The sequence below is a fragment of the Enterobacter sp. kpr-6 genome, from assembly GCF_900116015.1.
In the GTDB taxonomy this organism is placed as follows: Bacteria; Pseudomonadota; Gammaproteobacteria; order Enterobacterales; family Enterobacteriaceae; genus Enterobacter_D.
On sequence record NZ_FOYH01000002.1, the window covers coordinates 18,317 to 44,585 of the forward strand.

Annotated in this window: 40 protein-coding genes, 3 tRNA genes and 1 pseudogene; 12 read left to right on the forward strand and 32 right to left on the reverse strand. The window is 50.6% G+C overall.

Annotated elements, in window-relative coordinates; all coding sequences use genetic code 11:
• Positions 1-29: 29 nt before the first annotated feature.
• The 4 genes and pseudogenes from BM373_RS04735 to BM373_RS04750 form a co-directional block, all read right to left on the reverse strand.
• Positions 30-239, reverse strand: a complete 210-nt coding sequence (locus BM373_RS04735; protein WP_090460053.1) for a serine acetyltransferase — start codon at positions 237-239, stop codon at positions 30-32.
• A 12-nt stretch (positions 240-251) separates the two neighbouring features.
• Positions 252-542: an HNH endonuclease gene (locus tag BM373_RS04740; RefSeq protein ID WP_090460055.1), complete on the reverse strand. Its 291-nt coding sequence runs from the start codon at positions 540-542 to the stop codon at positions 252-254.
• A gap of 96 nt (positions 543-638) precedes the next feature.
• Positions 639-1,193 (reverse strand): hypothetical protein, encoded by a 555-nt coding sequence (locus BM373_RS21790; RefSeq protein ID WP_090460057.1) that lies wholly within the window; start codon positions 1,191-1,193, stop codon positions 639-641.
• Positions 1,194-1,455: 262 nt separating this feature from the next.
• A pseudogene (locus BM373_RS04750) lies at positions 1,456-1,767 on the reverse strand (terminase small subunit); the annotation flags it as partial.
• A gap of 24 nt (positions 1,768-1,791) precedes the next feature.
• Here BM373_RS04750 and BM373_RS04755 point away from each other — a divergent pair.
• A complete protein-coding gene (locus BM373_RS04755; protein WP_090460058.1) occupies positions 1,792-1,989 on the forward strand; it encodes a YodC family protein in 198 nt (65 codons plus the stop codon).
• Between the two features lie 17 nt (positions 1,990-2,006).
• Positions 2,007-2,273, forward strand: a complete 267-nt coding sequence (locus BM373_RS21795) for a DUF6953 family protein (protein ID WP_371261089.1) — start codon at positions 2,007-2,009, stop codon at positions 2,271-2,273.
• A 12-nt stretch (positions 2,274-2,285) separates the two neighbouring features.
• Here the strand turns inward: BM373_RS21795 and BM373_RS04765 are convergent, their stop codons facing one another.
• Entirely contained in the window at positions 2,286-2,489 is a 204-nt protein-coding gene (locus tag BM373_RS04765) for a hypothetical protein (protein WP_090460064.1), read from the reverse strand.
• 151 nt (positions 2,490-2,640) lie between these two features.
• On the opposite strand from BM373_RS04765, the gene BM373_RS21800 reads away from it, so the two are divergent.
• Positions 2,641-2,772: a hypothetical protein gene (locus tag BM373_RS21800; protein WP_256214565.1), complete on the forward strand. Its 132-nt coding sequence runs from the start codon at positions 2,641-2,643 to the stop codon at positions 2,770-2,772.
• Between the two features lie 61 nt (positions 2,773-2,833).
• Here the strand turns inward: BM373_RS21800 and BM373_RS04770 are convergent, their stop codons facing one another.
• From BM373_RS04770 to BM373_RS04795, 6 genes are all read right to left on the reverse strand, one after another.
• Positions 2,834-3,355: a hypothetical protein gene (locus tag BM373_RS04770; protein ID WP_090460066.1), complete on the reverse strand. Its 522-nt coding sequence runs from the start codon at positions 3,353-3,355 to the stop codon at positions 2,834-2,836.
• A 147-nt stretch (positions 3,356-3,502) separates the two neighbouring features.
• Positions 3,503-4,030, reverse strand: a complete 528-nt coding sequence (locus BM373_RS04775) for a KilA-N domain-containing protein (protein ID WP_090460068.1) — start codon at positions 4,028-4,030, stop codon at positions 3,503-3,505.
• Between the two features lie 314 nt (positions 4,031-4,344).
• Positions 4,345-4,806 (reverse strand): lysis protein, encoded by a 462-nt coding sequence (locus BM373_RS21925; RefSeq protein WP_090460070.1) that lies wholly within the window; start codon positions 4,804-4,806, stop codon positions 4,345-4,347.
• Positions 4,796-5,293 (reverse strand): lysozyme, encoded by a 498-nt coding sequence (locus tag BM373_RS04785; protein WP_177220119.1) that lies wholly within the window; start codon positions 5,291-5,293, stop codon positions 4,796-4,798. The genes BM373_RS21925 and BM373_RS04785 overlap by 11 nt, the downstream gene beginning before the upstream one ends.
• A gap of 7 nt (positions 5,294-5,300) precedes the next feature.
• Positions 5,301-5,531 carry a class II holin family protein gene (locus tag BM373_RS04790; protein ID WP_256214566.1) on the reverse strand — a complete coding sequence of 77 codons (231 nt, stop codon included), beginning with the start codon at positions 5,529-5,531 and terminating at the stop codon, positions 5,301-5,303.
• Positions 5,532-5,646: 115 nt separating this feature from the next.
• Positions 5,647-6,021: a hypothetical protein gene (locus tag BM373_RS04795; RefSeq protein ID WP_090460074.1), complete on the reverse strand. Its 375-nt coding sequence runs from the start codon at positions 6,019-6,021 to the stop codon at positions 5,647-5,649.
• A 777-nt stretch (positions 6,022-6,798) separates the two neighbouring features.
• On the opposite strand from BM373_RS04795, the gene BM373_RS04800 reads away from it, so the two are divergent.
• From BM373_RS04800 to BM373_RS04810, 3 genes are read left to right on the forward strand one after another with little or no spacing between them, the layout of a single operon-like run.
• Positions 6,799-7,902, forward strand: a complete 1,104-nt coding sequence (locus BM373_RS04800) for a hypothetical protein (protein WP_090460076.1) — start codon at positions 6,799-6,801, stop codon at positions 7,900-7,902.
• An 8-nt stretch (positions 7,903-7,910) separates the two neighbouring features.
• Positions 7,911-8,333, forward strand: coding sequence for a hypothetical protein (locus tag BM373_RS04805; protein WP_090460078.1), 423 nt, complete (start codon positions 7,911-7,913; stop codon positions 8,331-8,333).
• Positions 8,326-8,961, forward strand: coding sequence for a hypothetical protein (locus BM373_RS04810; RefSeq protein ID WP_090460080.1), 636 nt, complete (start codon positions 8,326-8,328; stop codon positions 8,959-8,961). The genes BM373_RS04805 and BM373_RS04810 overlap by 8 nt, the downstream gene beginning before the upstream one ends.
• On the opposite strand, the gene BM373_RS04815 is transcribed toward BM373_RS04810, so the two are convergent.
• The 11 genes from BM373_RS04815 to BM373_RS04865 all read right to left on the reverse strand — a co-directional run bounded on the left by BM373_RS04815 (position 8,958) and on the right by BM373_RS04865 (position 15,356).
• Positions 8,958-9,326 carry an antiterminator Q family protein gene (locus BM373_RS04815; protein WP_090460082.1) on the reverse strand — a complete coding sequence of 123 codons (369 nt, stop codon included), beginning with the start codon at positions 9,324-9,326 and terminating at the stop codon, positions 8,958-8,960. The genes BM373_RS04810 and BM373_RS04815 overlap by 4 nt on opposite strands.
• A gap of 14 nt (positions 9,327-9,340) precedes the next feature.
• A complete protein-coding gene (locus BM373_RS04820) occupies positions 9,341-10,330 on the reverse strand; it encodes a DUF968 domain-containing protein (RefSeq protein ID WP_090460084.1) in 990 nt (329 codons plus the stop codon).
• Positions 10,327-11,019 carry a phage antirepressor KilAC domain-containing protein gene (locus BM373_RS04825; protein ID WP_256214567.1) on the reverse strand — a complete coding sequence of 231 codons (693 nt, stop codon included), beginning with the start codon at positions 11,017-11,019 and terminating at the stop codon, positions 10,327-10,329. Before BM373_RS04825 ends, BM373_RS04820 begins: the two co-directional genes overlap by 4 nt.
• Positions 11,020-11,031: 12 nt before the next feature.
• Entirely contained in the window at positions 11,032-11,424 is a 393-nt protein-coding gene (locus tag BM373_RS04830; protein WP_090460085.1) for a RusA family crossover junction endodeoxyribonuclease, read from the reverse strand.
• Positions 11,421-11,741, reverse strand: coding sequence for a LexA family protein (locus BM373_RS04835; RefSeq protein ID WP_090460087.1), 321 nt, complete (start codon positions 11,739-11,741; stop codon positions 11,421-11,423). The genes BM373_RS04830 and BM373_RS04835 overlap by 4 nt, the downstream gene beginning before the upstream one ends.
• A complete protein-coding gene (locus tag BM373_RS04840; protein WP_090460089.1) occupies positions 11,738-12,961 on the reverse strand; it encodes a phage N-6-adenine-methyltransferase in 1,224 nt (407 codons plus the stop codon). The genes BM373_RS04835 and BM373_RS04840 overlap by 4 nt, the downstream gene beginning before the upstream one ends.
• Positions 12,961-13,380, reverse strand: coding sequence for a PerC family transcriptional regulator (locus BM373_RS04845; protein WP_090460091.1), 420 nt, complete (start codon positions 13,378-13,380; stop codon positions 12,961-12,963). The genes BM373_RS04840 and BM373_RS04845 overlap by 1 nt, the downstream gene beginning before the upstream one ends.
• Entirely contained in the window at positions 13,377-14,243 is an 867-nt protein-coding gene (locus BM373_RS04850) for a conserved phage C-terminal domain-containing protein (protein ID WP_090460093.1), read from the reverse strand. Before BM373_RS04850 ends, BM373_RS04845 begins: the two co-directional genes overlap by 4 nt.
• Positions 14,233-14,415, reverse strand: a complete 183-nt coding sequence (locus BM373_RS04855) for a DUF4222 domain-containing protein (protein ID WP_090460094.1) — start codon at positions 14,413-14,415, stop codon at positions 14,233-14,235. Before BM373_RS04855 ends, BM373_RS04850 begins: the two co-directional genes overlap by 11 nt.
• A gap of 163 nt (positions 14,416-14,578) precedes the next feature.
• On the reverse strand, positions 14,579-15,130 hold the full coding sequence (locus BM373_RS04860) for a YmfL family putative regulatory protein (RefSeq protein ID WP_090460096.1): 552 nt from the start codon (positions 15,128-15,130) through the stop codon (positions 14,579-14,581).
• 28 nt (positions 15,131-15,158) lie between these two features.
• A complete protein-coding gene (locus tag BM373_RS04865; protein ID WP_090460099.1) occupies positions 15,159-15,356 on the reverse strand; it encodes a Cro/CI family transcriptional regulator in 198 nt (65 codons plus the stop codon).
• A 99-nt stretch (positions 15,357-15,455) separates the two neighbouring features.
• Here BM373_RS04865 and BM373_RS04870 point away from each other — a divergent pair, with 99 nt between their 5' ends.
• Entirely contained in the window at positions 15,456-16,112 is a 657-nt protein-coding gene (locus BM373_RS04870; RefSeq protein WP_090460101.1) for a LexA family protein, read from the forward strand.
• A 236-nt stretch (positions 16,113-16,348) separates the two neighbouring features.
• On the opposite strand, the gene BM373_RS04875 is transcribed toward BM373_RS04870, so the two are convergent.
• Positions 16,349-16,852 (reverse strand): hypothetical protein, encoded by a 504-nt coding sequence (locus BM373_RS04875; protein ID WP_090461063.1) that lies wholly within the window; start codon positions 16,850-16,852, stop codon positions 16,349-16,351.
• Between the two features lie 429 nt (positions 16,853-17,281).
• Between BM373_RS04875 and BM373_RS04880 the strand changes: the two genes are divergently transcribed.
• From BM373_RS04880 to BM373_RS04895, 4 genes are all read left to right on the forward strand, one after another.
• Entirely contained in the window at positions 17,282-17,812 is a 531-nt protein-coding gene (locus tag BM373_RS04880) for a hypothetical protein (protein ID WP_090460103.1), read from the forward strand.
• Positions 17,809-18,150, forward strand: coding sequence for a hypothetical protein (locus BM373_RS04885; RefSeq protein WP_090460104.1), 342 nt, complete (start codon positions 17,809-17,811; stop codon positions 18,148-18,150). Before BM373_RS04880 ends, BM373_RS04885 begins: the two co-directional genes overlap by 4 nt.
• Positions 18,151-18,212: 62 nt before the next feature.
• A complete protein-coding gene (locus BM373_RS04890; protein ID WP_090460106.1) occupies positions 18,213-18,440 on the forward strand; it encodes a DUF4224 domain-containing protein in 228 nt (75 codons plus the stop codon).
• On the forward strand, positions 18,440-19,450 hold the full coding sequence (locus BM373_RS04895; protein ID WP_090460107.1) for a tyrosine-type recombinase/integrase: 1,011 nt from the start codon (positions 18,440-18,442) through the stop codon (positions 19,448-19,450). Before BM373_RS04890 ends, BM373_RS04895 begins: the two co-directional genes overlap by 1 nt.
• A gap of 137 nt (positions 19,451-19,587) precedes the next feature.
• Here the strand turns inward: BM373_RS04895 and BM373_RS04900 are convergent.
• The 6 genes from BM373_RS04900 to uvrY form a co-directional block, all read right to left on the reverse strand.
• Positions 19,588-19,674: transfer RNA gene (locus BM373_RS04900), tRNA-Leu, on the reverse strand.
• Positions 19,675-19,686: 12 nt separating this feature from the next.
• Positions 19,687-19,760, reverse strand: a tRNA-Cys gene (locus tag BM373_RS04905).
• Positions 19,761-19,810: 50 nt separating this feature from the next.
• Positions 19,811-19,886 (reverse strand) — tRNA-Gly (locus BM373_RS04910).
• Between the two features lie 151 nt (positions 19,887-20,037).
• Complete coding sequence (pgsA, locus tag BM373_RS04915) at positions 20,038-20,586, reverse strand: CDP-diacylglycerol--glycerol-3-phosphate 3-phosphatidyltransferase (RefSeq protein ID WP_090460110.1); 549 nt, start codon at positions 20,584-20,586, stop codon at positions 20,038-20,040.
• A gap of 57 nt (positions 20,587-20,643) precedes the next feature.
• Positions 20,644-22,476, reverse strand: coding sequence for an excinuclease ABC subunit UvrC (gene uvrC / locus BM373_RS04920; protein ID WP_090460112.1), 1,833 nt, complete (start codon positions 22,474-22,476; stop codon positions 20,644-20,646).
• Positions 22,473-23,129: a UvrY/SirA/GacA family response regulator transcription factor gene (gene uvrY, locus BM373_RS04925; protein WP_090460114.1), complete on the reverse strand. Its 657-nt coding sequence runs from the start codon at positions 23,127-23,129 to the stop codon at positions 22,473-22,475. The genes uvrC and uvrY overlap by 4 nt, the downstream gene beginning before the upstream one ends.
• A 457-nt stretch (positions 23,130-23,586) precedes the next feature.
• On the opposite strand from uvrY, the gene BM373_RS04930 reads away from it, so the two are divergent.
• The gene (locus BM373_RS04930; RefSeq protein WP_090460115.1) at positions 23,587-23,811 is read left to right on the forward strand and encodes a DUF2594 family protein; all 225 of its coding nucleotides are present in this window, start codon (positions 23,587-23,589) and stop codon (positions 23,809-23,811) included.
• A gap of 54 nt (positions 23,812-23,865) precedes the next feature.
• On the opposite strand, the gene sdiA is transcribed toward BM373_RS04930, so the two are convergent.
• From sdiA to tcyL, 3 genes are all read right to left on the reverse strand, one after another.
• Complete coding sequence (gene sdiA, locus BM373_RS04935; protein WP_090460117.1) at positions 23,866-24,588, reverse strand: quorum-sensing transcriptional regulator SdiA; 723 nt, start codon at positions 24,586-24,588, stop codon at positions 23,866-23,868.
• Positions 24,589-24,845: 257 nt separating this feature from the next.
• Positions 24,846-25,598, reverse strand: a complete 753-nt coding sequence (tcyN, locus tag BM373_RS04940; protein ID WP_090460118.1) for an L-cystine ABC transporter ATP-binding protein TcyN — start codon at positions 25,596-25,598, stop codon at positions 24,846-24,848.
• Positions 25,595-26,263, reverse strand: a complete 669-nt coding sequence (gene tcyL, locus BM373_RS04945) for a cystine ABC transporter permease (protein WP_090460120.1) — start codon at positions 26,261-26,263, stop codon at positions 25,595-25,597. The genes tcyN and tcyL overlap by 4 nt, the downstream gene beginning before the upstream one ends.
• Positions 26,264-26,269: the final 6 nt, after the last annotated feature.

Genomic DNA, 26,269 nt, shown 5'->3' on the forward strand with positions numbered 1-26,269 from the left:
CCTTCCAGGCTGACAAGTGAGAACTGCTCTCACTTCTCGATGATGCGCAGGTTTTGCTGGTCAGGACTGGCTGGCACCAGTCGCTCTCCGATGCTGAGAGGGACAGTAAGAGTGATCACTGGTAGCGTCTCACCCAGTTCATGGTGAAGGCTGACCGCTGTGACTGAGCTGTAGCTGACGCCATCGATGCTCAGTTCAACCAGCTTGCCTTCACGGTATTCAATCTTGAGATCCTGCATTGCATGCTCCTTTTACCAGATAACCCGGCCTTCACTGTCGAACTCTGTCACCGTTCCGCCCTTCTCCATGCGCTGCTTCACTGAGTCGTGACAGCGTTTGCAAAGTGACTGAAGGTTTTCCGGGTCGTGAAAGAGTGTTTCATCACCCTTATGCGGTGTGACGTGGTCAACGATGGAGGCTGACACCACCTGATTACGCTTGAGATGAAACTCGCACAGTGGCTGCTTCTGAAGCTGATGATAGCGCAGGCGGTACCAGCACTTGGTGTTGTAGAGGTTATGCCAGGGTGAACTGGAAGCCATATTCACTCCAATAAAAAAGCCACCAGCGGATGTTGGTGGCTTTATGTAATTATTCGGTTTTGAAAGAACTAATCTTAATTGTACTGACTTAAACTTTTATTTTGATTCAAATACGAATCTGGTTGCGGTTAGTTTATTAAGGGATTGTAGTAAGGGCGACTTGCTCCCCTCGCCATTAATATACTTTTCGAAATCATCCTCAATAATCAACCAAACTCTAGCCATATCGGTTCCATCAAACAGGTGCTCAGTTGCTAACCATGCTGAAATACAGTTTTCAAATGCAGCTAGTAGATCATCAAACCGCTGGACGTTTTGCTCTCCTGACTCAATCTGCTGGGTTATGAAGTCCACATCTTTGAATAGCCATTTTGCTATGATCTGCTCACGCTCTACTTCTAATTCAACAGGATCGAGGCTGGAGGGCATAGAGAGTAAAGCTGATTTAAAGTGCTTAAGAGAAGCTCTGAAATCTAACTTAACTTTTGTTTTTTCTTGTTCTCTCCATGTTGAAAGCGCCCGACAAGCGAAAAAAAGAGTGAAAATCGTTGCCCCTGCACTTACCCAAGCTGCAATCATGGCCCAGAAAGCCCACTCAGCAGATTCGCGAGTTGCTGTGAGTGTTTCGTAAGAAATATATTCAGGATTCATGCTCACCTCACTATGTTTGAGGTGATTGTATATAAAAGTATTATCTCAGGCACTCAGTGAATACCTGCTGTAATGCCTTAGCAGTCGTCATCACTTCGGCCAGTAGATAAAGAACATAAAGCCGATGAATGCGAACAGCAGCCCAGCAGCTCCCGCAATAGCGATAAGAGACCAAACAAGAATGGTCCCGATTGTAGCAATCATCTAATGATCATTAGAGTTGAAGGACCAGCTTCGCGACGCTTAATAGCGTGGCTAACCGCGTTGTGCGCCATACCGGGGGCCATTCTTCTACTGGCTTAAGCTCACTAGTGCTTTTGAGGATGTCCATCATATCCATCTGCTCAATCTCAACGAGCCGGTTTAGGACGTATGTCCCATTTATGCCTACCAGATCATTGCGATAAGATTTCAGTTCAGCAATTCTGTACTGGATGTCAAGTTTTAAGAGGTTTTCTGACGCGGTACGGTTAGCTGTCTTTTTGCTTTACCCCGCCCGAATAGCCGCTAGCGTGGCGTTTAAATCGATGAGGTACTCGCGACAGAACATTTCTTGTTTGTCGGTGAGTGCCATATTTAATACTCATAAGGTAACGATATGTCAGAAAAATTTAAGTCTGGAGAGAAGGTTGTACTTAAATCAGGCGGACCTGTTATGACCGTGCACGCTTTTGTGACTAACGAAGCCCCTATTGGGTTTAAGAATAGTTATCGGTGCCAGTGGTTTGCTGGTAAAAAGCTTGAGAGTGGTCTTTTTGCGGAAGAGTCTTTGGAGATTTACACCCCAAAGTCTTAAACCCAAACTCAGCTAAGTTGTCTGTTGAAGATGTTTCAATATGGATGTTGAATAACCTAAAAAAAGATAGCTGCCTTTATCAGCAAGATGTTGTCGATTACCTCGTTAGGGAAGATAACGAGCATCACCTAAAAGAAAATGCTGATGGAAACCAAGCCCTATCTACGAAGCTCATAAACAAGTTTAGAGTCGATAGTGGGCCAAGCGTCGTTTGGGTTAAGCCTGACAAGTATTGGCGTTATCGCGTCCCTGAAGATGAAGTAGGTCGAGAGGCTCGCGGTTGATATATAGGGCGATCAATCGCCCTTTACTTCATCACTACTTGTCGCAGGAGTAAACTCCACGCGCTTCACATCGGCAGGAGCAAAGTACAGCCACTGACCAGTCTCGGTCGCCAGCGGCACAAAGCCGTTAACCAACTCAGGCTGGCTACGAGTCATCTTGCCTCTGAAGGTTTCGCCGGTTTGAGTGGTTAGTGTGATTTGGTAAGTGTCGGACATTAAGAACCTCTTTATCCGCATGTCATTGATAAAATAATAAACCCTCACTAAAGGGTGGTCTGATGTCCAGCGAAATTTAATACGCTGGCTGTATAATTAGAGACCACTATAGAAGCAGGAATTCGCCTGCCTCGTTTCTATAGGAGGTAACATGTTTACAGAATTATATTTTTCTTTTGCAATTGCCATCGCACCATCAATTAACCAGATCGTTTCAACTGTTTGTCTGGCAATCACGCTGGCGCTTTTACAGCACTACGGCATTATCAAGCGCCCCGGTTGAGAAGCTTTGTAATGGCAATAAAAAACCGCCCGTAGGCGGTTATTCTGTTAACGGTAGTGCTTCAATCGAAGATAAATTTTACAGAATGCATTTCTGCTAATTTCTCCAAAATTTTCAACTTAGTAGCCTTACCTTCAAGGAATTCTAAATAACTTTCCGATAATTCATTCCACAACTTTGTTAGATTTGTATTTTTTAGCTGTCCTTCACACATAACCCACGCTGAAAGTGCTTCATGCCAGCATTTTTTGAGTTCAATCATGGCAACTATCGCATCTTCATCACCATCGAAACGGAAGGCTTTTTGCGTGAGTGCGATATTTACTCTCTGTGCGGTTAATGAATTCCACGTGTCAGGCATCATATGAACGGCGTAATCCAAAGCAAGTAAAGACCTCTTGAGTTCACTTCTAATCTTAGTCTTTTCTTGTTGTTTCCACGTATTGAGAGCTGCCCCTGCAACGATGAGTGTCATAACTGATCCGAAAGCGGCTACACCGGTAGCTATTGCCCCCCACATGACCCAGTATGCAGAGTCTCGTGTGGCGAGCAATGTCTCGAATGATATTAGATCAGTATCCATTTTACCCCCTTTGTTTTGGGAGTGACTTTACATGAGTCCAAGCGCTGGGTCACTATAGCCATTATCAAGCCCACCCTGAGATGAGCTTTGGAATGGAAAGCCGTTGTGAAAGTAGCTCTCTTGGCGACGAGCTCAATTATGAGCCGGTCACCCGGCCTTCGCTTCCATCAGTGTGACCATGTCAGGATCCATCTGGCTGACGATCCGCTCACGAGCGCAGTTGAGCAGTTTCTTGCGGCCGCCTACACCCCATTTATTCATTGCCCGGGCACAGGCGCTGACCTCTTTGGTCTCATTGGCGATCAGCAGGTCAAGCCGATTGAGGCGAGACATATTGGTGATGCCGCTGAGTACCGCTTCCCGGAAGGTGTTGTATACCCGGATTTCAAATTTCGGACTCAGCCAGGCCGCATATCTAATCGCGAGCAACTCCAGCCCCCAAACGCCTGATTCCGTACCACCCTTAACCACCCGGGTCGAAGCTATTTTTGTAGCTTCGGTCAATTCATCGGCAAAGCGTCTTATCTGTGCGCTTTTTATGAAGTTACTTGGGCGCTGTGATTCGGTGGCCTCTCCATTGGAGACTGCTGCTGCATGCAGGTCGTTGAGATTATATCGCCCTTCGTCATCGACTCGAACAGATACGCCGTTCACTGCAACTGTTGGGTATGTCATAGCGTTTGCCTCGCTTGTGAAATGAACCTTTGCCGAAATGAAACGCCAGCCCACCGAAGGCTCGCCAGCACTAAACTGACGTCTCCAAAGGCTCATTTCACAGGTTAGGGTTCGGTGTGTTTGTGGTCATGCTCTACCGATTCGGTCGGCAGTTCTTCGTGCGGGTTGTCACCACAAAATAAAAAAGCCCCGCAGATGCGAGGCCTGATTAAATCATTTAAATTCATATAGATATACTCATGCAATGAATAGCTATAGGTTGAAATAAATAGCTATAAATAGGCATGAACAACGAAAATATTTTTCACTTTTGCTTATCTTAGGCACTGCATGTTGATGTACTCCTGAAGTGCTCTCAGGGCTGACTGGTCTTGCTTGATTGCGGATCGGATACCGAGAACGTTTCGTCCAGCAACGTCAGAGAGTTCGACGGTGGCATCATGGCCCACGCCGGAGGTGCTGGCGGCTTCGGTTGAGCCTGGCACTGGACATCGGCCTTTGACGAGCACCCGACCACCATTATCAAGCTTGCGCTGCAGAGCATCATTTTCAGCTTTTGCATCGGATAATTCCTTCGTATATTTGGCATCCAGCGCAGCGACATCACGCTGGCGCGTCTGCATGTCGTTGATAGTGTCGTTCGCAAGATTGAGGTTGTGCTCTGCGGTATCGGCGCGATGCTGTTCATCAGCAGCTTTCCCGTGGTACCAGAATGCCATTGCGCCTAGGGCGGCCATCACGACCAGCAGCAGAACCGGCTTCCAGTCAAATTTCATTCTTACTCTCCGCCAGGCACAAACTGCGCTCCATTTCGCGCCGGTTCTGAAGGCCCTTCCACTTCATCCCGCCAGCGTAAACCCAGCGGCGCATTTCTTCGCATGCTCCGTCGTGATCGCCTTTGTTCAGCTTGCGCAGCAGCGTGGATTTAGAGAACGCATCAGAGCCGACATTAAACACGAAGCTGTAGAGCGCGGCGCGCTGGTATTCGTTCAGCGGGACTTTGACCAGGCTATCAACCGTGCGCTTGGCTGGCTGGAGGTCTTTCCAAAGCAACTGATCGCACTCGCGATCGGTATAGGTCTTACCTTTCACGATATCGCGGCCTGTATGACCATCGCAGACTGTCCACACTCCGGCCACGTCTTTGTAGGCTTCGTACTTTCGCCCCTCGACGCCATCCTGACCGCCGAGAAACAGGGAGGCGATCAGCATTGCACCACCACCAGCGGCGGCAATGAGTTTTTTACGAAGGCTTATGGTCATCGGCATATCATTCATCTCCCACTTTTACCGCCGGGCCGTATTTCTCCAGCGCCTTTACCTGCGCGTTGGCGACCTTGCGTTTGAAGTACCAGTTAATGAGCCCGGTAATAATGATGCCCGCGATACCAGCCAGCACGCCGACGGCACTCCACTCATCGGGACTTAGTTTTGTCAGAACACCGTTCAGGATTGTGCCGCCGGAAGTGCCGAGCGCGACACCGGTTACGAGTTTGCTCATATGGGACATATCTCTCACCTCCGATTAGTCGGGGTGCTGTGTGTTGTGAGCCTGAGGAATAACAAAATAAAAAAGCCGCCATTAAATAGCGGCTTTGCTCCTGACAGGACGGGCTTTACTGGCGGGTAAAGGTAAGATTCTCAAACGAGAATAATTGCTGCCCGCCAGCCTTAGTCGTATACGAACGGCTGCCGCTCAGCGTGATTTGCGATGGGGTGTCACCAGATGTACCTACCCAGTAATCACGCAGAACATAGGTATAGCCCTGCTGGTCATTACGATAGGAACACGCGATACCGTAGTTGATGGTGGCCCGTTCAGCGGTATACAGCCAGGACCCGGTGAATGCACTCTCCGGGTAGGTAAATGCTCCCAGCGGGGTTTCAGTGGCAGTAAAGGTTCCGGTAAAGGTACCTTCCTGGAAGTTTACAGAAGTGATGACTAGGGTGTGCTTGCCATCTTCACTTACAAAGGTTCCAGCTTCTAACATATTAAGCTCCTGATTAAGGCAATAATGCGCCCTCATATCCGAGGGCAATAAAAAAGGCCGCCATTTGGCGACCCCGTTGAACTAATGGCGGTTAAAAAAAAGACCTGCTTGGATAAACAGGTCTCAAATCAGGTAGAGTGTTTCTGGTGCCGGGTGCCTCCCGGTGAGACGCTGGCTGGCTTCAGCGCCCCGCATGCATATATAACCAACGTCAGTAGCCAGTATTGCCCCTCCGCACAGGGGGATTCACCATGCCATTATTGGAATATGGACTGTCAAAGAATGCACTTTGAGCATAGCCCTGCCAGTCCGGTATGCAATACCACTTAAAAGCGACTTTTCAGATCTGGGAAGGCCATCAAAAAAAGCGTCATTTTGTTGCCTTAAGCAATGGTTGCTCCGGTTCCCCGGTTCGTAGTGTAGGCTGACTGATGCGCTAATGGGATGCCACCACAAACTCAGTGATGTCTATTACTTCCTTTCCCTCACTACGTCGCCGTGGGAACCCGACCGGATTAACGCCGTCGTCACGATGCATGAACTCAATCAGGCATCAATGGGTAGTCTTGCTGCTTTACTACTTCATAGTTGCGCACCTAAAAAGAAAAACCCCGCCGAGGCGAGGTTTAAAGTAGTAAGCGTTGTGTCTAAGTGACCACTCTTATCACGTTACATCACTTTTTACGGACCGCACTAATGAAATATTTTGAAATGACGCGTATTTTATATTGATAAGGGCTCCAAATTCTTCAGGCATACAGGAAAAGAAACTTACTCATGCAAGAACAATCAAGAACCACCTTGAAAGACATCACAAAACGTATAGGTTGGACAAAGGTAAAAAAATTGTTGGGCAGTGAGTTGGGTGTCACTGCCATCGGGCTTAACCCATTCATTGAAAGACTAACTGAGCTAAGTGAGCATGACGAAAGCAGGGACATTGGAGGGATGATTAATGCCGTATGGCATAATTTAATGCTTAGTGGCACTAGACTCGTCAAGTTATACAAATTAGAAGAACAATCATTACTTCAGATTCAGTCATCTTTAGCAACGCAAGTGCAGGACCAGAGCATTTTTTTTCATACCTATCCTTTGCCGTTATCAAAAGAGCAATTGCTTTCGGCCGATACTGACCTTCACTATGCTGAAACTGTTTCATCAATTGTAAACGAACGTCAAATCGAAACGACTATCGTAACAGCTAAAGCATATTACACTGAAGTTATTGAACTTGATTCCGCTCATCTTAGCGATGCGGGACTTGAGCTGAGAGCGAATGGCGGTGAAATAAAGTGCAAAACTCGTGAAGTAACTCAGTGTTTTAATACGATTATGGTTATGCCTTCACAGGGAGTGCTAGCTTTAACTATAGACCTATCCGTATTACCACGCGCTGAATCAGAGCGCCAGCAATTCATTGTTGAACAATTTGTAAGATCTGTTACTGGGGTCAACCTTCCTGTCCCCTTAGATCTTTTTTCATTGGTTCAGGAAATGTATGAGCAGTTGGATGGTCGGGTGTCTCAGGTAGCATTCCTTACGTCTGACGGGAATGTCAGCGCCCTGAAGCTTAAACCTGGTCAAAACTGCTTAAGGAATGATAGCTACCATCATGGTGGAGAAACAGCAAGCCCCATTCTAACCAAATATAAGCTCGGCAAAATTTGGGATTTAGCCAACACCCCGTCAAACCCGCTGTCTGTAGAATTAATCTTGCCCGGAAAAAGGGCTATGATTGATAAACCTAACAGTCATCTTTATGATGCTATCGTTGATAGGTGTACTACGATTGAGCAGCTTTCTTTTGTTATCGATAAGATGCTCTTTTCACTAGAAAAAATTCGAGAAAGAAGAGCTGCTAACCAAGCGCATGAGTAGAAAATCATATGCTAACTAAACACGACATATACTCCAAAATTGAACAAGACCTTTCAGGTCCTGTTGTGGAGTTATGTCGTGAAGTAGTCGATTTTTTGACCAGCGAAAATGCAAGGCCGCTGAAACACATCACTTATGTCACTCTGGTAAATGGTGCTAAGCACTCATTCGCTGACTACGATGAAAAAATACTTCTGGTCAAGGTTACTGATTATCTTTCAAGTAACCGTCTGCATTTGCTAAATATGCACTTTCAATTCATCGAGTCTGATGATAGCGAGCCCGTGCCTATTGATGACGATGAGCTATCTCATGCTCTTCACACTGGGGAGTTCTATCACCCTGAAAGTGGCGAATTAGTAGAGAATTACGATCATTTTCTTTTCCCATACTTTACTCCTTCTGAACAATTGGAGCAAATTCATGGATGATTCGTCGTTTTCTCTGGCTGACTTGCAAGTCTTAAGTAAATATGACCCTGATCTTAAAGGGCTCCTCAAAAGAAAATTTGCTGCTAATAACGAACAATTCGTTGAACAGCTTTATATTGATATTGACGATGCGATTCATTTGCTCGAAACACAAAAACATATGTACCAACAGGGTCATTGGGGAGAAGACGAACTAACAGGAGTCATAACTGCTTTTTTGAAGGGCAGAAATTATGATGCTGAGCATGACACCCAACATGGGGGTCACATTGATCTTCTAGTCAAACATCAGCTTGGCAGATTCGAATGGATAGGTGAAGCTAAGCTTTGGGACGGACCCGCATACATTTACGGTGGATGGACGCAATTGAATGAGCGGTACGGCACAGGCACATATAGAGATAATTTTGGTGGTATTATCATTTACGTAAAGCAAAAAAAATCTCAAGAGAAATTTTCTGCCTGGCAATCACATTTACTTGAGCAAGTAAATGATGCAGTAATTACACCTGACAATCAAAATCCTTTAAGATTTTCAAGTACAACAAACCACCCTGCATCAAACCAGCCATATTTCGTTAGGCATATGGCTGTATCTTTATTTCACTTTACCGGAAACGCAGACTAGCTATCCATATCGAGCGTTATTTCCAGCATGGCTAAACAACCGTCGATAAATCCTTCCGCCATTTGAATCTCTATGCGTATCAGTTTCTCATCCTTTTTCCTAACTCGTGCAATAGCACGTTTTGATATGCCATACAGGTAATGTGCAACCAGTAAAGAATGCTCATTTGGCTTCCTCTTTTTAAGATGTCCAAGGCAGCTTTCAATAATTAGCGCATCATCGTCAGTGCAGGCTTGTCGCGATTTTTTTGTTTGAGGTAAAAGCCCTTTGAACCCGGCGGCAATGGGTGAGTAATCCACACCTGAGTGATCCGCTGCCGCCCAACCACCCCACAGCTCAAGAACTCGTTGAATATCACGCATCAATTCTCTCCACTAAATTATGCAAGTACGCCGATCGCCAGCGCGCGGTCTAATGTCTTCAGCAGCAGCTCTGGCTGCGTGCCATATTTTTTCTCAAACGCCTTCATGTCAGCGTGCAACTCGTCGTGATGCGCTCTGCACAGCGGTATCACAAACAGGTCATGCGCTTTGGTACCCGTTCCGCCCTGGCCGTACCCGATCAGATGGTGTGGGTCGTCCGCAGGATTGGCGCAACACGCGCACGTCTGCTGTTTCACCCAGCGGGTGTACTTCTCGTTCTCCCAGCGCTTACGCTTCGGGCGCAGCATGAAGGACTCCGGCGACTCCGGGTCGATGCGCAGCGCCAGAACCTGCTTTGCTTTTTCCTCCATAATGCTGGAAGCCGACCGCGTGGGTACCAGCTCGCTTTCGCGATAGACGCTTTTTATCTTTTCCACTGGCAGGCGCAGCACGCTATGCGCGACATCTTCCGGGATCACGTCAATCAGGTCATTACGCGCCAGCCACCAGCACAGTTCGGGAAGCGTCAGCTGGTGCGTGCTGTCAAAGCCCAGCGCCATACGGACAAACTCGATGATCCACTCAGTGACATTTGCCCGCGCCATTCCCGCCAGGCGCTCGGTATATTGTTCGCGCAGCTGGTTGTCGCAGTGCCAGCAGACGCGGATCACACCGGGCTCGTGGTAAAGCGCGGTAGTGTTTTCATCGTGCCAGGTACCGACCGAATACTGGCAGCCGGTACCGCGCATTAACCAGTTCTCAAGCGAAGACAGGCCACCGGCACGGGCAATCACCCTCTTGTTTTCGAAAACCGGGACCAACCGGGGATCTTCCGCCAGCGGCTGGGTAGCGGGCGGGATTTCACCCGTCGGAAGTGCGGCAAGGCGCGGCGGCTCGTTCTCAAGTAACATGCGCCCGCAGCTGAAGTGCGCCAGCAGATCCGGGCCGGGCCTGAACATGACCACGCCAAGTTCCCTGACAACTACAGGGGTAAGTAGCGCTCTCATGCCGCATTCCCTTTCGCCAGATGCTCCGCCCACAGGCCGCCAATCCACTTAACGCCTTTCGCCGTGAAGCGCGACTGACTGAATGCATGGTTGGAGGTCGCTGATGTGCCGGTCTTTACTTCAAAACGTCCAAGGGCAATATGCCGGTGGCGCGGCGTCAGCGATCCGCCCAGGCGGTACATGATGTCGTTGTCGATCAGGAACAGACGGAACTCAGGCTCTTTGGCTTGGAGCAGTTTTGCCACCTGCCGGAACGACATCGAGCCGCTTGCGGTACAGTAGCGATCAACAAACTCAACTTTTGGCGCGGCGGCGGCCAGTTCCGCCGTCAGTTTCTGTTTATCCTCCGCCAGATCAGCGGCAAGACGAAGCGCCTCCGGCAGCGACTGCGGCACGGCCAGTTGTTGCCCCTGCTCCAGCGCCTGCCAGCGGTCCACCAGCCGGGCGGTAAATTCGGGGCAGAGCTGCGCAACGATGATGTAGCTGTCGCGCTTGCTCACCTCGTAATAACTGTACGTCTGGCCGTTCTGAGGATGGGTGTACTGCAATGCGGCATACCCCCCGATCACCCCGCCACTCATCAGTCGTTCAATCGTGACGCACACATTACTGTGTCGTGAATCCACCAGATCGGCAATTTCACGGCTGGACATCGTCAGCGCACCGGTTACTTTCGTTAACTGTTGCATGCTCTTCTCCACTTATCTGGCGACTGCACTCGCCATGGCTTCAAATTTTCTGATCGTTATTTCTGCCCTTCCACCTGGGGTGATCGGCCCCCATTCAACCTGCATCCGTTTCACCTGGCTGTCGTCTTCCCACACCCCGGCGTGCGTCAGCGAGTCAAAGAGCGCTTTGATGTAGTTGTCGAGGTCACGGCGGCGGGCATCCGGCGGGAACAGGATAATTTCCACGGCTGCCGGGGCACTGCTGGGCTTCGGCAGACAGCGCAACTGCTCAATGATCGCCGCGCACGCGTCGCTCTGGTATGTGCGACCCTTAGCGCTGATGAGATGGCGACCGGCCAGCGGCCCCCGGTTGGGGGCGCGCCAGTAGGTATTGACGGTGGGCGGGAACGGCATTACCAGTTTCATAGCGTCACCTTGCGGGAGTCGAGAAAGTCAATTGCGCGGGCTCTGGCGTGATCCTCACCGTTCACCAGCGCGCGCAGTAATGAAATCGCTTCATCCTCTGCTGTCGGCGTAGTGATCGTGATACCGCGGCTTACGCCTGGCGCGAGGGTGATCATTCCCTTGCGCTGAAGCGCCCGCAGCATGTCAGTGGCCGCGTTCGGCGAACTGGCCCCCATCAGAACGGCAACTTCTTTTTGTGATGGCGGGTAGCCGCGTGTTTTCTGGAAATCCACCAGCAGATCGAACACTTCGCGCTGGCGAACTGTTAAATTCTTCACGCTGCATCCTCCTGTGATGAGGCTTTGCTCATGTAATCCTTCAGGGTGGCGCGAATGCTTCGAATGTTGCCGCGCGCGGTGGGTTCCATGCTTTGAATGACACTCAGGAATACCGGGATCGCCATGGCATACTCGTTCATCGCCTCCATGCCAGCAGTATTCAGGCGTTCCTGCATATGGTACCTGGCAGGATCAGTCGCCTCGAACTCCTTATCCAGCCATTCGCTTACCGCCATGTGCAGTTCTTTCTCCATTATCAGAACTTCAGCCACAGCAATATCGCCAGCGCTTACCGTCACAACCGTCGGAGCTGATACATTGTCCGAAGCCCAGACATGGGCAAACTTCGATTCTTTGAAGGTGTATTCCACCTTGTCGCCGAACGCAGCGCGAACACAGGCCCATGCCCTGATCCCGCTCTGCGAAAGAATATGTTCCTGTAGCAGCGGCAAATCATCTTCACAGTTGCTTCCCGGTTCCGGCAGCGGTACTTCTCTGGCCTGTTGCTGCTCAACTGCACTTCCAACAGCCTCATCAGCGGCATCAGGAATAACTTCCGGAATATTTTGTTGCGGCATCTGGGGTAACAGGCGCAGCGCTTCACGACGGATCTGCGCGATAAAAGCATTACCACGCGCCTCCAGATCGGCGCGGTTGATATAGCTCATCGCCGGGCCGCGCCATGTTTTATCGAACACAGCCACTGCACCCGCAAAGAACGCGCCGGTCGGCACCTGTTTTTCATCTTTTGGAATAAACCAGGAGGGCAGATCAAAACCAAGGCGACCACGGATAAACGAGATGTGATCCGCATCTTCCGGCCACCACACTTCGCTGGTGGCAGCCTTAATCAGAAACACGTAACGACCGCCCTTATCACGCATGGCGCTGGCGTGCTGCATGATGTAACGCATACCAGTGATGTATTCGCCGTCGTGCTGTGATGCGCGGCTGTATGGAGGGTTGCCGAACGCCGCGCCGTTAAGTCCGGCCAGCTTCAGGGACCAGTCCTGCGTAAGCGCATTGACTTCAGCTGTGTAATACGCTTCGCATTTGCTGTTCTCGCCATCGCTAAACAGATCCAGAACGAGCGGGCCGAACATCGCATTAATGCCCCAAAAAATGTTTTCCGGCGTGCGCCACTGATCACCCACTTCTTTAAGCTCGTGGGCCGGGCGGCTGCGCAGTTCTGCCAGTGCCAGGCAATATTGGTTTTGCATTATTTGTTCCCCACATAGTGACCGGCAATCTGTCCGCTATCCGGCATACCCCGTGTCATTCCCGATAAACAGCGTGACCAGCGTTTACGGTACCGCTCGCGGTCTGCATTTACGCTCGCTGTGTCATATGCCTGGAGCCAGACTGTTGCAGCCCGACGCCACTGGCCCTTTTTCTCCAGCTCAACGGCGCGCTTTTCGAGTGCTGCCAGCACGCTGTTACTGCTCACATCCTGCTGATCGGCAAGATAGCGGAAACCGTCAGCGCTCCCGATCCGCTGAATTTTCCCGGCCTGCCACAGGTTATCGACTGCGCCGAATACGGTGCTTTTGTTGATGCCGGGCAGTGCCGCAGCGACCTCTGAGGGCAGCACGCCAGGGTTATTGGTAATGTACTCCAGTACCTGTGAAATGTTGTTCATCCCCGGAACCCCTCTGGAATCTGGCTGTAATCAACATCGCTGTAGCTGGCGCGCGCCACCGCACAGGTCACCCACCTCCCGTTTTCCCGTACCGGACGCCCGGCGATATCCCACTTCGTCGCCGACTGGAGGTACGCAGGGAACTTTGACGGCTGGAACAGGGTTGACGGGCGGAGGTACTCGGCCATCTTCAGGTCTTCCGCCCACTTCGCCGTGCTGTAGTCCACGACCAGTATCAGCTCTTCACGGGTAAAGCCCTCACCCAGTCGGGCGCGGATATTCTCCATGGAGGATTTGCAGACCTGGTACCGTGAGCTGGTTTTCTGGTTCAGGTGGGTTAAAACCTGTTTAGCCTGATCAGTGATTAAAACTTCACGGTCGGGTTGCCCCGCAACCGGACAAAGGGGTTTTGATTTTACTTGTGGATCTGTAGTTGAATTTACTGACGGATCCCCGCCAGATTCTGACGGGTCAAAACCGCCGCCGGTGCTGTTTTCTGATGCCTCAGATTTTGAGGGGTCAGATTTTGATGCGTCAGATTTTGACGGGTCAGAATCTGACAGGTGAGAGAATGCCACAGCCTGAAGTTTTGCCACATTAAGCTGATAAACGTTCGACGCGTTGCGGTTACCCTGACGGCGCTGCTTACGCGCGAGCCAGCCGCCCTTTTCAAGCTGGGCCAGCGCTGTACGCACGGTGCTTTCGCCCGCGCCAATCTGCCGCGCAATGGTACCGATAGACGGCCAGCTGATGCCTTCGTCATTGCTGAAGTCGGCCAGGCGAGCCATGATCGCCACGCTTGAGAGCTTCATGCCAGATGCGGCGCAGGCGTCCCAGACGTAGCCGGTTAATTTAGTGCTCATGGTCGTCCTTTAACTCTGTAAACTTGCGCTGGAACTGATCGAGTGGGCTGAAGCATTCGCCGAACTCATACCCTTTACGCAGATAGATAACGCGGCGGGTTTCAGGCTCCCAGCGGATAACCTGCACCCGGATGCCGTGGTGGTCTTTGAACCAGCGGTTAAGTTCGCGCATAAGGCTTTTGCCCTCCGGTAGTAGACACCCACGACGCCAGCCGCGCGGCTGTGGTTACACGGCACCCAGCGGTTTGATACTCTGCGTTCATACCGAAACAGCGGTAAGCCCGGCACCGGGATCATCCGCAGTTGCGGTAAGCGGTTATTTACCGTTAAACTGTTCATGCGTTAGTTTCTCCACTGTTACGACACGCCACGACGCCCGGAGCTGCACACTCGCGGGCGTTACTCTTTTCTGGCGCACAAAAAACGCGATAAAGCAGCGTTAAATGCTCCTGCCACTTAGCCATCACCTGATAGCTGTTCTCCTCGATTTGAGCCCGTTCTGCCTGGTCAATAACACCGTCGGCTGTAGCCTGCCGGACGAAGCGCGAGTGCTCGCTGATCCATTCAAAGGTTTCCATCAGGCGCTGATTGATGTCGGCGTTATCCACGTCTTCGATATCCACCAGCGGAACGTTAACGCTGTTAGACTGGCGCGACACCGCGTCGGCAATATGCTTTGTGCCGCTGGCTTGCTGGAGAACCATTGCCCATCCCATCGGGAAAATCTGATCGCCCCCAGTGCGCAGGCGGTTAAATAGCGCGTCTTCAGTAACGCCCAGCCATTCAGCTGCCTCGGTGTAGCCACCCGGCAAACTGGAAATAGTCTTTTTGATAGCTGCCACCAGCCACGCGGGCTGCTTTTCTACCTGCCAGTGTTTATGGTCCACGGTTAACCTCTTGTTTCTGTGGTTACGTTCAAGCTGCCGTTTCGTTAGGCTTTGCGTAGAGAGAGGGATCAACCTTCAATGCGCTTTTCGTGATGGTCTGAATTTCAAATGCCCTGCCTTTGGGAATAACACTTCCCCATCCGGAAACTGATGCGTGTGATATACCAAGCACCTTGGCTAAATTACTCACGCCGCCAAAGTAGGAAAGCACTTCATCTTTGTTCATTTGACTGCCTCATGTAGTTAATAGGAACACTGCGATAGTAGGATATCTTACATGTGGAGGTCAAGGACTCCTACCTCAATAAATGGTAGGATTGCCTACATGAATATGAATGATCGCATCCGCGCACGGCGCAAAGAGCTGAAGCTCACACAGGCCGTATTAGGGAAGCTCGTTGGTGTAAACCGTGTAACTGTCACGGGGTGGGAATCTGGTGATTATGCTCCTGGAGGTTCGAATCTTCAGGCGCTTTCTGCTGCCTTAAAATGCAACCCTCAGTGGCTGATTGATGGCACTGGTGATCCTGACAGCGATATCCCGACCATGCGCCCTACTGATAAGTTTGGCGTTAAGCAAATACCTGTACTGTCATGGGTTCAGGCCGGGGAATGGACCGAGTCTGGAGCGCCTTTAACTCGGGATGACGTCAAAGAGTGGATTTACACCACAGCGAGCCTATCTGATGAGGGCTTTGCTCTCCGGGTTCGCGGCGACTCAATGACAAATCCTAATGGAGCGCCCAGCATACCTGAAGGCTCACTGGTTATTGTTGACCCTGATTATGGCGGACCCTATGAAGTCAATGGGCGCATCGTTGTAGCTCAAATCGATGGTTCAACAGAAGCCACTTTGAAAAAATTCGTTATTGATGGGCCTGTTAGATATCTTGTCCCACTTAACCCTCACTATAGGGTGCTAGAAGTTAACGGTAACTGCCGCCTTGTTGGGGTTGTTAAGCAAGTAGTTACAGACCTCTGATCCCGCCCTCCACATAATTGAAGCCGCGACATGCGGCTTTTTTTACACCCTGCATGTAAGTTTTCCTACTTTTGATATTGACAGTTAAAGGTAAGTTATCCTACATTAATCCTACCAACAGCGAACAGGCAGGACGCCCACGAAGTAGCCGCCGGTGGCGTATGAATGACCGGATGATTCGCAGGCAATAAAAAGCGCCCTACAGGACGCTTTGCTCTTTAAAAATCTGGATGTCCCTAACAGGAATAAACCATGTCTATCGGTTTGTAACCAGACCTGTTCATTGAGTAAAGGGAGCTACAGCAATGGCATCGCGATTGAAAATACCATTTCTCAGTATGGGAGTTATAAGAAGCTTCACCTGTTGGTTGCAATATAGATATTTGACGTTTGGAAAAACATTGTGGGCAAAGATGCACTTCAACTTCTGTCTCTCCCACGATTTCCTTTTTTGTATACACAAACGAACCAAAATCAAGTTGGTTAAGAACATAACCTTCAGTCTGGGCTTTAAAGTCTTCAAACTCTGCAATTTTTGCTTTGAGAAGCATTACCTCTTCGTCGCGCGAACGAACAGCATCGCCAAGAGTAAAGCAGTCGGACTGAAGGGTGATTAATTTGCTTTGAAGTTCAAAGGTTGCTGCTTTTATCTCTGCATCAGTCTTTGCAGAGCTAATTACTTTCACAAGCCCAGCGGTTTCTTTAAGTGCGGCCATTGCCGCTGATAATTCAGCGATCACTTTGAATACTCTTTTTGTTGTTGGGGAAATCCAGATTAACCGAATCCTTGTTGTTGGGGAATAGCAGGGTCCACCGAGCCTGAAGTGGTGAAAAGACAGGCCCACAACTGAATAAAGCAAGCTGTGTAGTTTTTGGCGGCGTCGGAACTGAACCCGTGAGGACGCCGCACTTTTTTACGCAACACACAAGAGCATCACCGGGTGACGGGCTCATAACCCAATCCATCCGGGCGGTATCCCCCAGCCGCAGGTGCTCTTCTGTGTTGTGTGGAGAAACTAACCAGGCGGTTGCAGCCGCCCGCTTCATTAAGTGCCCTGCCCGGGTACTTATTAAAGCGAAGCCATTTTTTATTATCGCCATCTGGCGAGGGATTCGTGCAACCAAAATTCATGCGCGGTGCAGCGCGTAATAACGGAGAACTATCAACCATGAGTTTTATTCAGACAGCATCCGGTCAGCATTTCGATTACCTCAACGCCTCCACTGAGGACGTGGTGATCGAAGATATCGCAACCGCCCTTTCCAATCAGTGCCGCTTTGCCGGTCACCTGCCGGAGTTCTACAGCGTGGCGCAGCACTCTGTTCTGTGCAGCCAGATTGTTCCGGCGGAGTTCGCCTTTGAAGCACTGATGCATGACGCCGCAGAAGCGTATTGCCTGGACATTCCCGCGCCGCTGAAAGCGCTGCTGCCGGATTATCGCCGCATCGAAACACAGGTCGATGACCTGATCCGCTGTAAGTTCGGCCTGCCACTTCACCAGTCTCCCGCCGTGAAATATGCCGATCTGGTCATGTTGGCAACCGAGCGTCGTGATCTGGAAATCGATGACGGCACACGCTGGCCGATTCTCGAAGGCATACCGGCATCCGATCTCATCCAGATCATTCCACTCCGCCCCGGCCAGGCCTACGGCCTGTTTATGAAACGCTTCAACGAACTGCTGGAGATACGCCAATGAAAGAGCAACTGGCTAACATGACCATCATTGAGTTGGTCAGAACGGCACACAGCTATGCCGCCAGCATTCAAACGATTGAAACCTACTCAGCGATCGTCACTGAATTGGGCTCTCGTCTTGAAGCGCTTAACCTTGCGCACATCGCAGCAATGAACAATCTGCGCAGCGTCGCCATGCTCTCCGCAGCACCTGTAAACCCGGAGCTTACAACTCATCTGGTGGGTGAAGTGGTGGCCTGGCACCACCCAAACCACGAACGGAACGTCGATTTCCGCTGGCTGGACTTTAATGTTGAGCCGGGAACAAAACTGTATGCGATAAAGCAAGAGCGCAACTGATGTCCACCACCAGCAGTATTGATTAACGCCCGGGTGCAGCCGGGCTAAGTGGAGAGTGACCTATGAGCGTGCATAACCAACGTTTTCTAACTCCGGATGATCTGTATCAGCTGACCGGATATCGCCGCCCCTCCTTGCAGTGTAAAGCACTTAAAGATAGCGGCGTGTTCTTCGTTCCTCGGAAAGACGGAAGGCCTGGCACAACCTGGGCGCATGTCGATAATCCACTTGGAATGAAGCCAGTATTGGCAAATCCAGAGGAAGAAGAGCCAAACTTTAAGGATATGTAATGTCCAGAGCACGCAAGAACCCAGAGGATAATTGGATGCCGCCCCGCGTTCGTCGGGGCAAATCAGCGTATGAGTTTCGCGCGATAGATGGGCGAACTATACGTTTGTGCAACGCAGATCTGAGTAAGGCTCAGGTTTGGGCAGCATATGAGCAGTTCATTAACGACAGTAAGGCTACCAATACTTTCAACGCGCTTTGCCAGGAGTTTATCAACTCCGGCGACTTTCACGAACTGGCCACTGAAACGCGTAAGGACTATCTCAAATACTCAGTAAAAATTACTGCTGTCTTCGGAAAAATGAAGCCTGAGAGCATCAAGCCTGAACATGTCAGAAAATACATGGATAAGCGGGGGGTAAAAAGCAGAGTCCAGGCTAACCGGGAAAAGGCTTTTATGTCGCGAGTGTTTAGATGGGCTTACGAACGGGGCAAGGTGAAAATGAACCCATGCCAGGGTGTGAAGCAGTTTAAAGAGAAAGCGAGAACACGCTATATAACTGACTATGAATACGCATCGTTATATGAAGTTTCCCCGGACGTGGTCAAAGTGGGTATGGAGCTGGCTTATCTTTGCTGCGCCAGGCAGGGTGATATTCTCGAACTGAAGAAAAGCCAACTCACCGAGCAAGGTATTCTTATTCAGCAAAGCAAAACGGCTGTCACTCAGATTAAAGCATGGACAGACCGTCTTCGTGCCGCTGTTGAGATGGCAAATAAAATGCCGGTTAACGACGGGATGGTCAGCATCTATCTAATCCATCAGAAATCTGGTGCGCGATATACCCGCGATGCTTTTAATGCGCAGTGGATGAAAGCAAAAAAAACAGCGGCCGAAAAATATCCAGACCTTGATTTTCAGTTTACCTTTCACGATCTGAAAGCGAAGGGGATATCCGATCTGGAAGGCTCGCTAACTGATAAGCAGGCCATTTCTGGACACAAAAACGTGTCGCAGACTGCAAAATATGATCGAAAAATTGTTGTTGTGCCGGTCGTTGGGGGGCAGTAATGCCCCTCTTTTTCAGGGCATGAATGGCGAAAGCCAATGGCGAAACAATGGCGAAACCTGAATTTCAGGCATAAAAAAACCACCCGAAGGTGGCTTACACGACACTGCTTATCATTGATTTTATTCGAAGTTTCCCATGGTACCCGGAGCGGGACTTGAACCCGCACAGCCTTACAGCCGAGGGATTTTAAATCCCTTGTGTCTACCGATTTCACCATCCGGGCTCGGGAAGAAATTGGAGGCGCGTTCCGGAGTCGAACCGGACTAGACGGATTTGCAATCCGCTACATAACCGCTTTGCTAACGCGCCAAAATCTTCAGGTCTTGCGACCAGCACCTGCATTTGCCTGTGCTTAAATTTGGAGCGGGAAACGAGACTCGAACTCGCGACCCCGACCTTGGCAAGGTCGTGCTCTACCAACTGAGCTATTCCCGCATTATCGTGTGATTGAGCTAATCACTTGATTTTATTATCTTCTGGCAAGTCATGCCGCCGTCTGATGCGATGCATTCTACTTACCTGACGCACTGAGTCAACGATATTTTTTAAAACACTGGATCGTTTGCTGAAAATTAAGCCGAAACGATCAGGGTTCAAGCAAATCGCCGCGTGCAGCGTTCAAATATTGCAGCATTGACCAGAGCGTCAGGGCTGCCGCCACAAATAACAGCGCGGTTCCGGCATATTCCACCATCTGATTTGGACGCCACAGCAAACCGATTAACGCGACCATTTGCGCTGTGGTTTTGACTTTGCCAATCCAGGAGACCGCCACGCGGCTGCGCTTGCCCATTTCCGCCATCCACTCGCGCAGAGCGGAAATGATGATTTCGCGGGCGATCATTGTCGCTGCCGGCAGCGTTACCCACCAGGTGTGATAATGCTCGACAACCAGCACCATCGCGATCGCCACCAGCACTTTGTCCGCTACCGGATCCAGGAAAGCGCCAAAACGTGTGCTTTGGTTCCAGCGACGCGCCAGAAAGCCGTCAAACCAGTCGGTGATCGCCGCTACACAGAATATCAAAGCACATGCGAAAGGAGCCCAGACGAACGGCAGATAGAACGCCAGTACGAAAAAGGGGATCAGGATGACACGAAAGAGTGTAAGCAATGTCGGGATATTAAATCGCATAGTGACGGGTAACTGTCTGTTGTCAGTGAAAATTAGCCCTATGTTGCTACATAGCCCTTAATGTTTCAACGAGTAGAAGATTTTTTCTGCAAGCCCCTGAGAAATACCCGGTACTTTTGCGATTTCTTCAACGCTGGCATTGAGCAAACCCTGCAATCCGCCCATATATTTCAACAACATCTGTCGACGCTTCGGTCCCACGCCTTCGATGGTTTCCAGGGTGCTGGTATTTTTCACCTTAGCGCGTTTTTTCCGGTGCCCGCTAATGGCGTGATCGTGCGACTCATCGCGGATGTGCTGGATGACATGCAGCGCCGGAGAATCAGGCGGTAAATTAAAGCCCTCACCCTCCGGTTCAAAAAACAGCGTTTCCAGCCCGGCTTTACGATCCGTACCTTTTGCCACACCGAGTAACAGCGGGTGGTGCTTATCCCACGGCACATCGAGTTCAGCAAACACCGCTTTCGCCTGACCTAACTGCCCTTTCCCGCCGTCAATCAGCACCACATCCGGGACTTTGCTCTCTTCGATGGCTTTACCATAACGACGACGCAGCACCTGGTTCATGGCGGCGTAATCATCGCCGGGGGTGATGCCGGTAATATTGTAGCGACGATACTCCGCGCGCAGCGGGCCGTTTGCATCAAAGACCACACAGGACGCCACGGTTTGCTCGCCCATGGTATGGCTGATGTCAAAACACTCCATCCGTTTGACTTCCGGGAGTTTTAACAGCGTTGCGAGAGCAACCATACGCTGGCTCACCGTTGACTGCTGTGACAGCTTGCTGCTGAGCGCAGTCGCCGCATTGGTTCGTGCAAGTTTCAGGTAACGCGCCCGGTCGCCGCGCGGTTTGGTTTCCACATTTACACGACGCCCTGCCAGTTCAGAAAGCGAATCTGCCAGCAGTGTTTTATCGGCAAGCGTAAAGTCCAGCAGGATCTCAGAAGGCAATGTGCGCATCTGGCTGCCCTGGAGATAGAACTGGCCGACGAAGGTTTCGACCACCTCACCGAGCTCGGTGCCACCCGGCACTTTCGGGAAATAGCTACGGCTACCCAGCACTTTACCCTGACGGATAAACAGCACATGCACGCAGGCCATACCGGAGTCAAAGGAGACGCCAATAACATCGAGATCATCGCCGTTATTCGATACGAACTGCTTCTCGGTCACGCGCCGGACAGCCTGAATTTGATCGCGGATACGCCCCGCTTCTTCAAACGCCAGCGACTGGCTGGCCTTTTCCATACGCGCAATTAACTGCGTCAGTACCTGATCGTCTTTACCCGCCAGGAACAACCTGACGTAGTCTACCTGTTGCGCATACTCTTCTTCACTGACCAGCCCCGCCACGCACGGTCCCAGACAGCGGCCAATTTGATATTGCAGGCACGGACGGGAACGGTTGCGATAGACGCTGTTTTCACACTGGCGGATCGGGAATATTTTTTGCAGCAGCGCCAGCGTTTCGCGCACCGCATACCCGTTCGGGAAGGGTCCAAAATATTCGCCTTTGGCGTGTTTCGCGCCGCGATGGATCGCCAGCCGGGGATGCGTGTCACCACTCAGGAAGATAAAAGGATAGGATTTATCATCGCGCAGCAGCACGTTATAACGGGGCTGGTACAGCTTGATATAGTTGTGCTCAAGCAACAGCGCTTCAGTTTCGGTATGGGTTACCGTCACGTCAATTTGCTGAATTTGTGCCACCAGCGCTTCGGTTTTCCGCGAGCCAACGTTGCTGCGGAAATAGCTTGAAAGACGTTTTTTGAGATCTTTGGCTTTGCCAACATAAATGACGGTACCACCGGCATCATACATACGATAAACGCCGGGTTTACTGGTAACCGTGCTCAGAAACGCTTTTGAATCGAAGACTTCACTCACTGACTTGATAACGACTCCGCATTACACAGACCATGACGAATAGCCAGGTGAGTCAGTTCCACATCGCCATTAATGTTCAGTTTACTGAACATACGGTAGCGATAACTGTTCACCGTTTTCGGGCTGAGGTTCAGTTGCTCTGAAATCTCATTCACCTTCTGGCCTTTAGTAATCATCAGCATAATCTGCAATTCGCGTTCAGACAAACTGGCAAAGGGAGAGGCGGTTTTATCCGGTTCGATCTGGCTTAACGCCATTTGCTGGGCAATATCAGAGGCAATGTAGCGCTGACCGGCATAAACGGAGCGAATGGCGTTAATCATTTCTTTCGGTGCGGCCCCTTTACTCAGGTAGCCTGACGCGCCAGCCTGCATCACTTTAGCGGGAAGCGGATTTTCGGTGTGCACCGTAAGCATAATGATTTTGGTATCAGCCGTGGATCGCGCGATTTTACGCGTGGCTTCAAGCCCGCCAATGCCGGGCATATTCATGTCCATTAACACGACATCGGCGGAATTCGCACGACACCATTTCACGGCATCTTCGCCGCAGCAAACTTCGCCGGCAACTTTAATACCTTTAGTATCTTCCAGAATGCGTCGTATCCCTGCGCGCACCAGTTCGTGGTCATCAACAAGAAGGACGTTGATCAAAGGACATCTCCAGAAATAGGGATAACGCTACTGCCAGTTAATTCGGCTTATATTACCGTTTTTTATCGCAAATTTAAAAGGCAAAAATGCGACGAGAACGATTTCCTTCTCGTTTCTGGAAATTAAGCTGTACAAAATGTGGAAAGTGAGTGGAGGAAAAGGAATGTTAAAGATTCATTTTATTTACCCATTTTCAGAAACTTAGCGGCTTTTTTAATCGCTGCCCTATTCTTTATCGCATTTTTATTTTTGTAACAATAATTAACTTTCGCGATACCTAATTTAAACAACTAAGTATGACAAGAAATTAATTATTTATTTAACACCGGTTTAATTTTGTTACGCCATACATTTTGACCAAAAAACAACCACTGCTATTTTCCATCGGGCTTGTGGTATACTCCGCGCCTTTCACAAATCCTTGCGCCTGGGCGCTGTTTTAGATCGAGGAAAATAAATGAGTACACCTGATTTTTCCACTGCGGAGAATAACCAAGAACTGGCCCAGGAAGTCTCCTGCCTGAAAGCAATGGTCACGTTGATGTTGCAGGCTATGGGCCAGGCTGACGCAGGCCGGGTGATCCTGAAGATGGAAAGACAAATCGCCCAGATGGAAGATGAAGCGCAGGCGAACGTGTTTTCCGGCACGGTTAAGCAGATTAAACAGGCTTACCGCCAGTAATGCGTCACCGGCTGGCAGTATCCCTGTCAGCTGGTTTCTTTTCCGCCCTGCCCCTCAGATAAAGCCCGTCGCTGCCGCATAACAGGCAATCTGCGTTTTATTCGGCGCATTAAATTTCTTCTGCATATTCTTCTGATGGAAATTCACCGTATTCTCCGAAATAGACAAGATAATAGCGATTTCAGCCGAGGTCTTGCCTTCCGCCGTCCACTTCAGGATCTCATGCTCACGTTTACTGAATTTCATTTCAGGCGCGGTGACGGAATTATCCTCAAGTTTTGATAACGTCAGTAAACTCATTTGCACCAGAAATTGCAGGCGAACTTCAATTTCTTCATCAGACAGCGTCTTACTGCCCAGCGTGGTTCTGGACACGGACAAAAAGCCGAGCGCCCGGTTAGGCAGCATCATGCACTGGGTGAATCCTTTACGCAGACCGTGATCGCGGGCGGCGTCCCATAACACCTGAGCCTCATGAAAAAGCCGGTCGCTCCAGGGCAAATGCCCCTGGATAAAGTTCTCCGCTTTTAGCACCGGATCGATTGAGAAATAATTCTCCGACTCATAGTGCAAGCGCCAGGCTTGCGGATAACTGGTTTGCAGTGACAGCTTCGGCCGCGTAAAAGGCACCGGGTGCCGTACACACAGTGAGTAGTAGTCAAAATCCAGTTGCTGCGTTTGTTGCTGAAGCGTTTTATATACTTCTTCAGCGGCGACCATCCCTTCGAAACGATGCAACAGCTCCCGTCGCCAGGTAAAAAAATCTATTTCCCGCATACGAACCTGTAAAACCCCTGCTAATTATCATCATTATTATCAATACATAAACCTAACACATAAATCTTATTTATATGTATAAAATATCGGCCATCCGGGAATAAACCTGAAGTTAAATGCCGACTTACAACATTAACCCGACAGAAACGGCGGAAATAAAAAAACCGCTTCAGCACGAAAAGAAATATAAAAGATCGAAATCGTCTATCAGCACAGGATACGCCCGGCACGCACCGCGCCACCGGGCATCCCTTCTTTTACTGCATAAGGAATTTTTCGAGGAACTGGCGGGTACGCGGTTGCTGTGGATTTGCGAACAGCTCTTTAGCCGGGCCCTGCTCCACGATGCGCCCCTGATCCATAAAGATAGCGCGGTCCGCGACATCGCGGGCGAAGCTCATCTCATGGGTCACGATCACCAGGGTGCGTTTCTCCTGCGCCAGTTGGCGGATGGTGCTCAGCACCTCGCCCACCAGCTCAGGATCGAGCGCCGAGGTCGGTTCATCGAATAAAATCACATCCGGGCGCATCGCCAGGGCGCGGGCGATCGCCACACGCTGCTGTTGCCCGCCGGACAACCGCTTCGGGTAGCTGGTTTCTTTCCCGCTCAGCCCGACTTTCGCCAGCAGTTCACGCGCCCGTTCAGTCGCTTCCGCTTTGCCTTCGCCTTTCACAATCACCGGGCCTTCAATAATATTTTCCAGCACGGTGCGGTGCGGGAAGAGATTAAAGCTCTGGAAAACAAAGCCGACGTGCTGGCGTAACTGGCGGATCAGCGATTTTTGCTGGCTGAGCGAGCGCGCCGTATCGATGGTAATCGTCCCCACGCGAATGCTGCCGCTCTCCGGCTGCTCAAGCAGATTGATGCTGCGCAGCAGAGTTGTTTTGCCGGAACCACTGGGGCCGATGATCGCCACCACCTCCCCTTCTTTCACGTCGAGGTTAATGCCGTGCAGCACCGTCTGGCCGTGGAATTTTTTCACCAGGTCTTTGACTTCAATCGCACTCATTTTGGATCACGCTCCTGGCGGTTAAGCTGATTTTCAAAATAGTTTTGCAGCGCGGAGAGCACCGTCGCCATCACCCAGTAAATCAGCGAGGCGGCCAGATACATGGTGAACACTTCCAGCGTGCGGGAGGTGATCAACTGCGCCTGACGGAACAGTTCCGGCACCTGAATGGTGGCGGCCAGCGACGTATCTTTCACCAGGCTGATAAAACTGTTGGAGAGCGGCGGTAACGCCACCCGTGCGGCCTGCGGCAGAATGGCGCGACGCAGCGTCTGCCACGGTGTCATGCCGATACTCGCTGCCGCTTCCCACTGGCCTTTGTCAATCGACGAAATGGCCGCTCGCAGGGTTTCAGAGGTATAAGCCGCCGTATTCAGCGACAGGCCAATCATCGCCGCCGGGATCGGGTCCAGCTCAATGCCAAACTGCGGCAGGCCGTAATAAATCATAAAAAGCTGGGCGATAAGCGGCGTACCGCGAAAAACTGAAATATAAAAACGCGCCAGCCAGCGCACCGGCAGCAGCGCCGACATGCGCATCAGCGCCAGCACAAACCCCAGCAGCAGGCCAAAAAACATGCCGCCGATACTGAGCTGTAACGTAAAGACCGCGCCCCGCAACAGAAAAGGAGCCGAATCAATCACCAGTTGGATACTTTCTTGCATTATGGT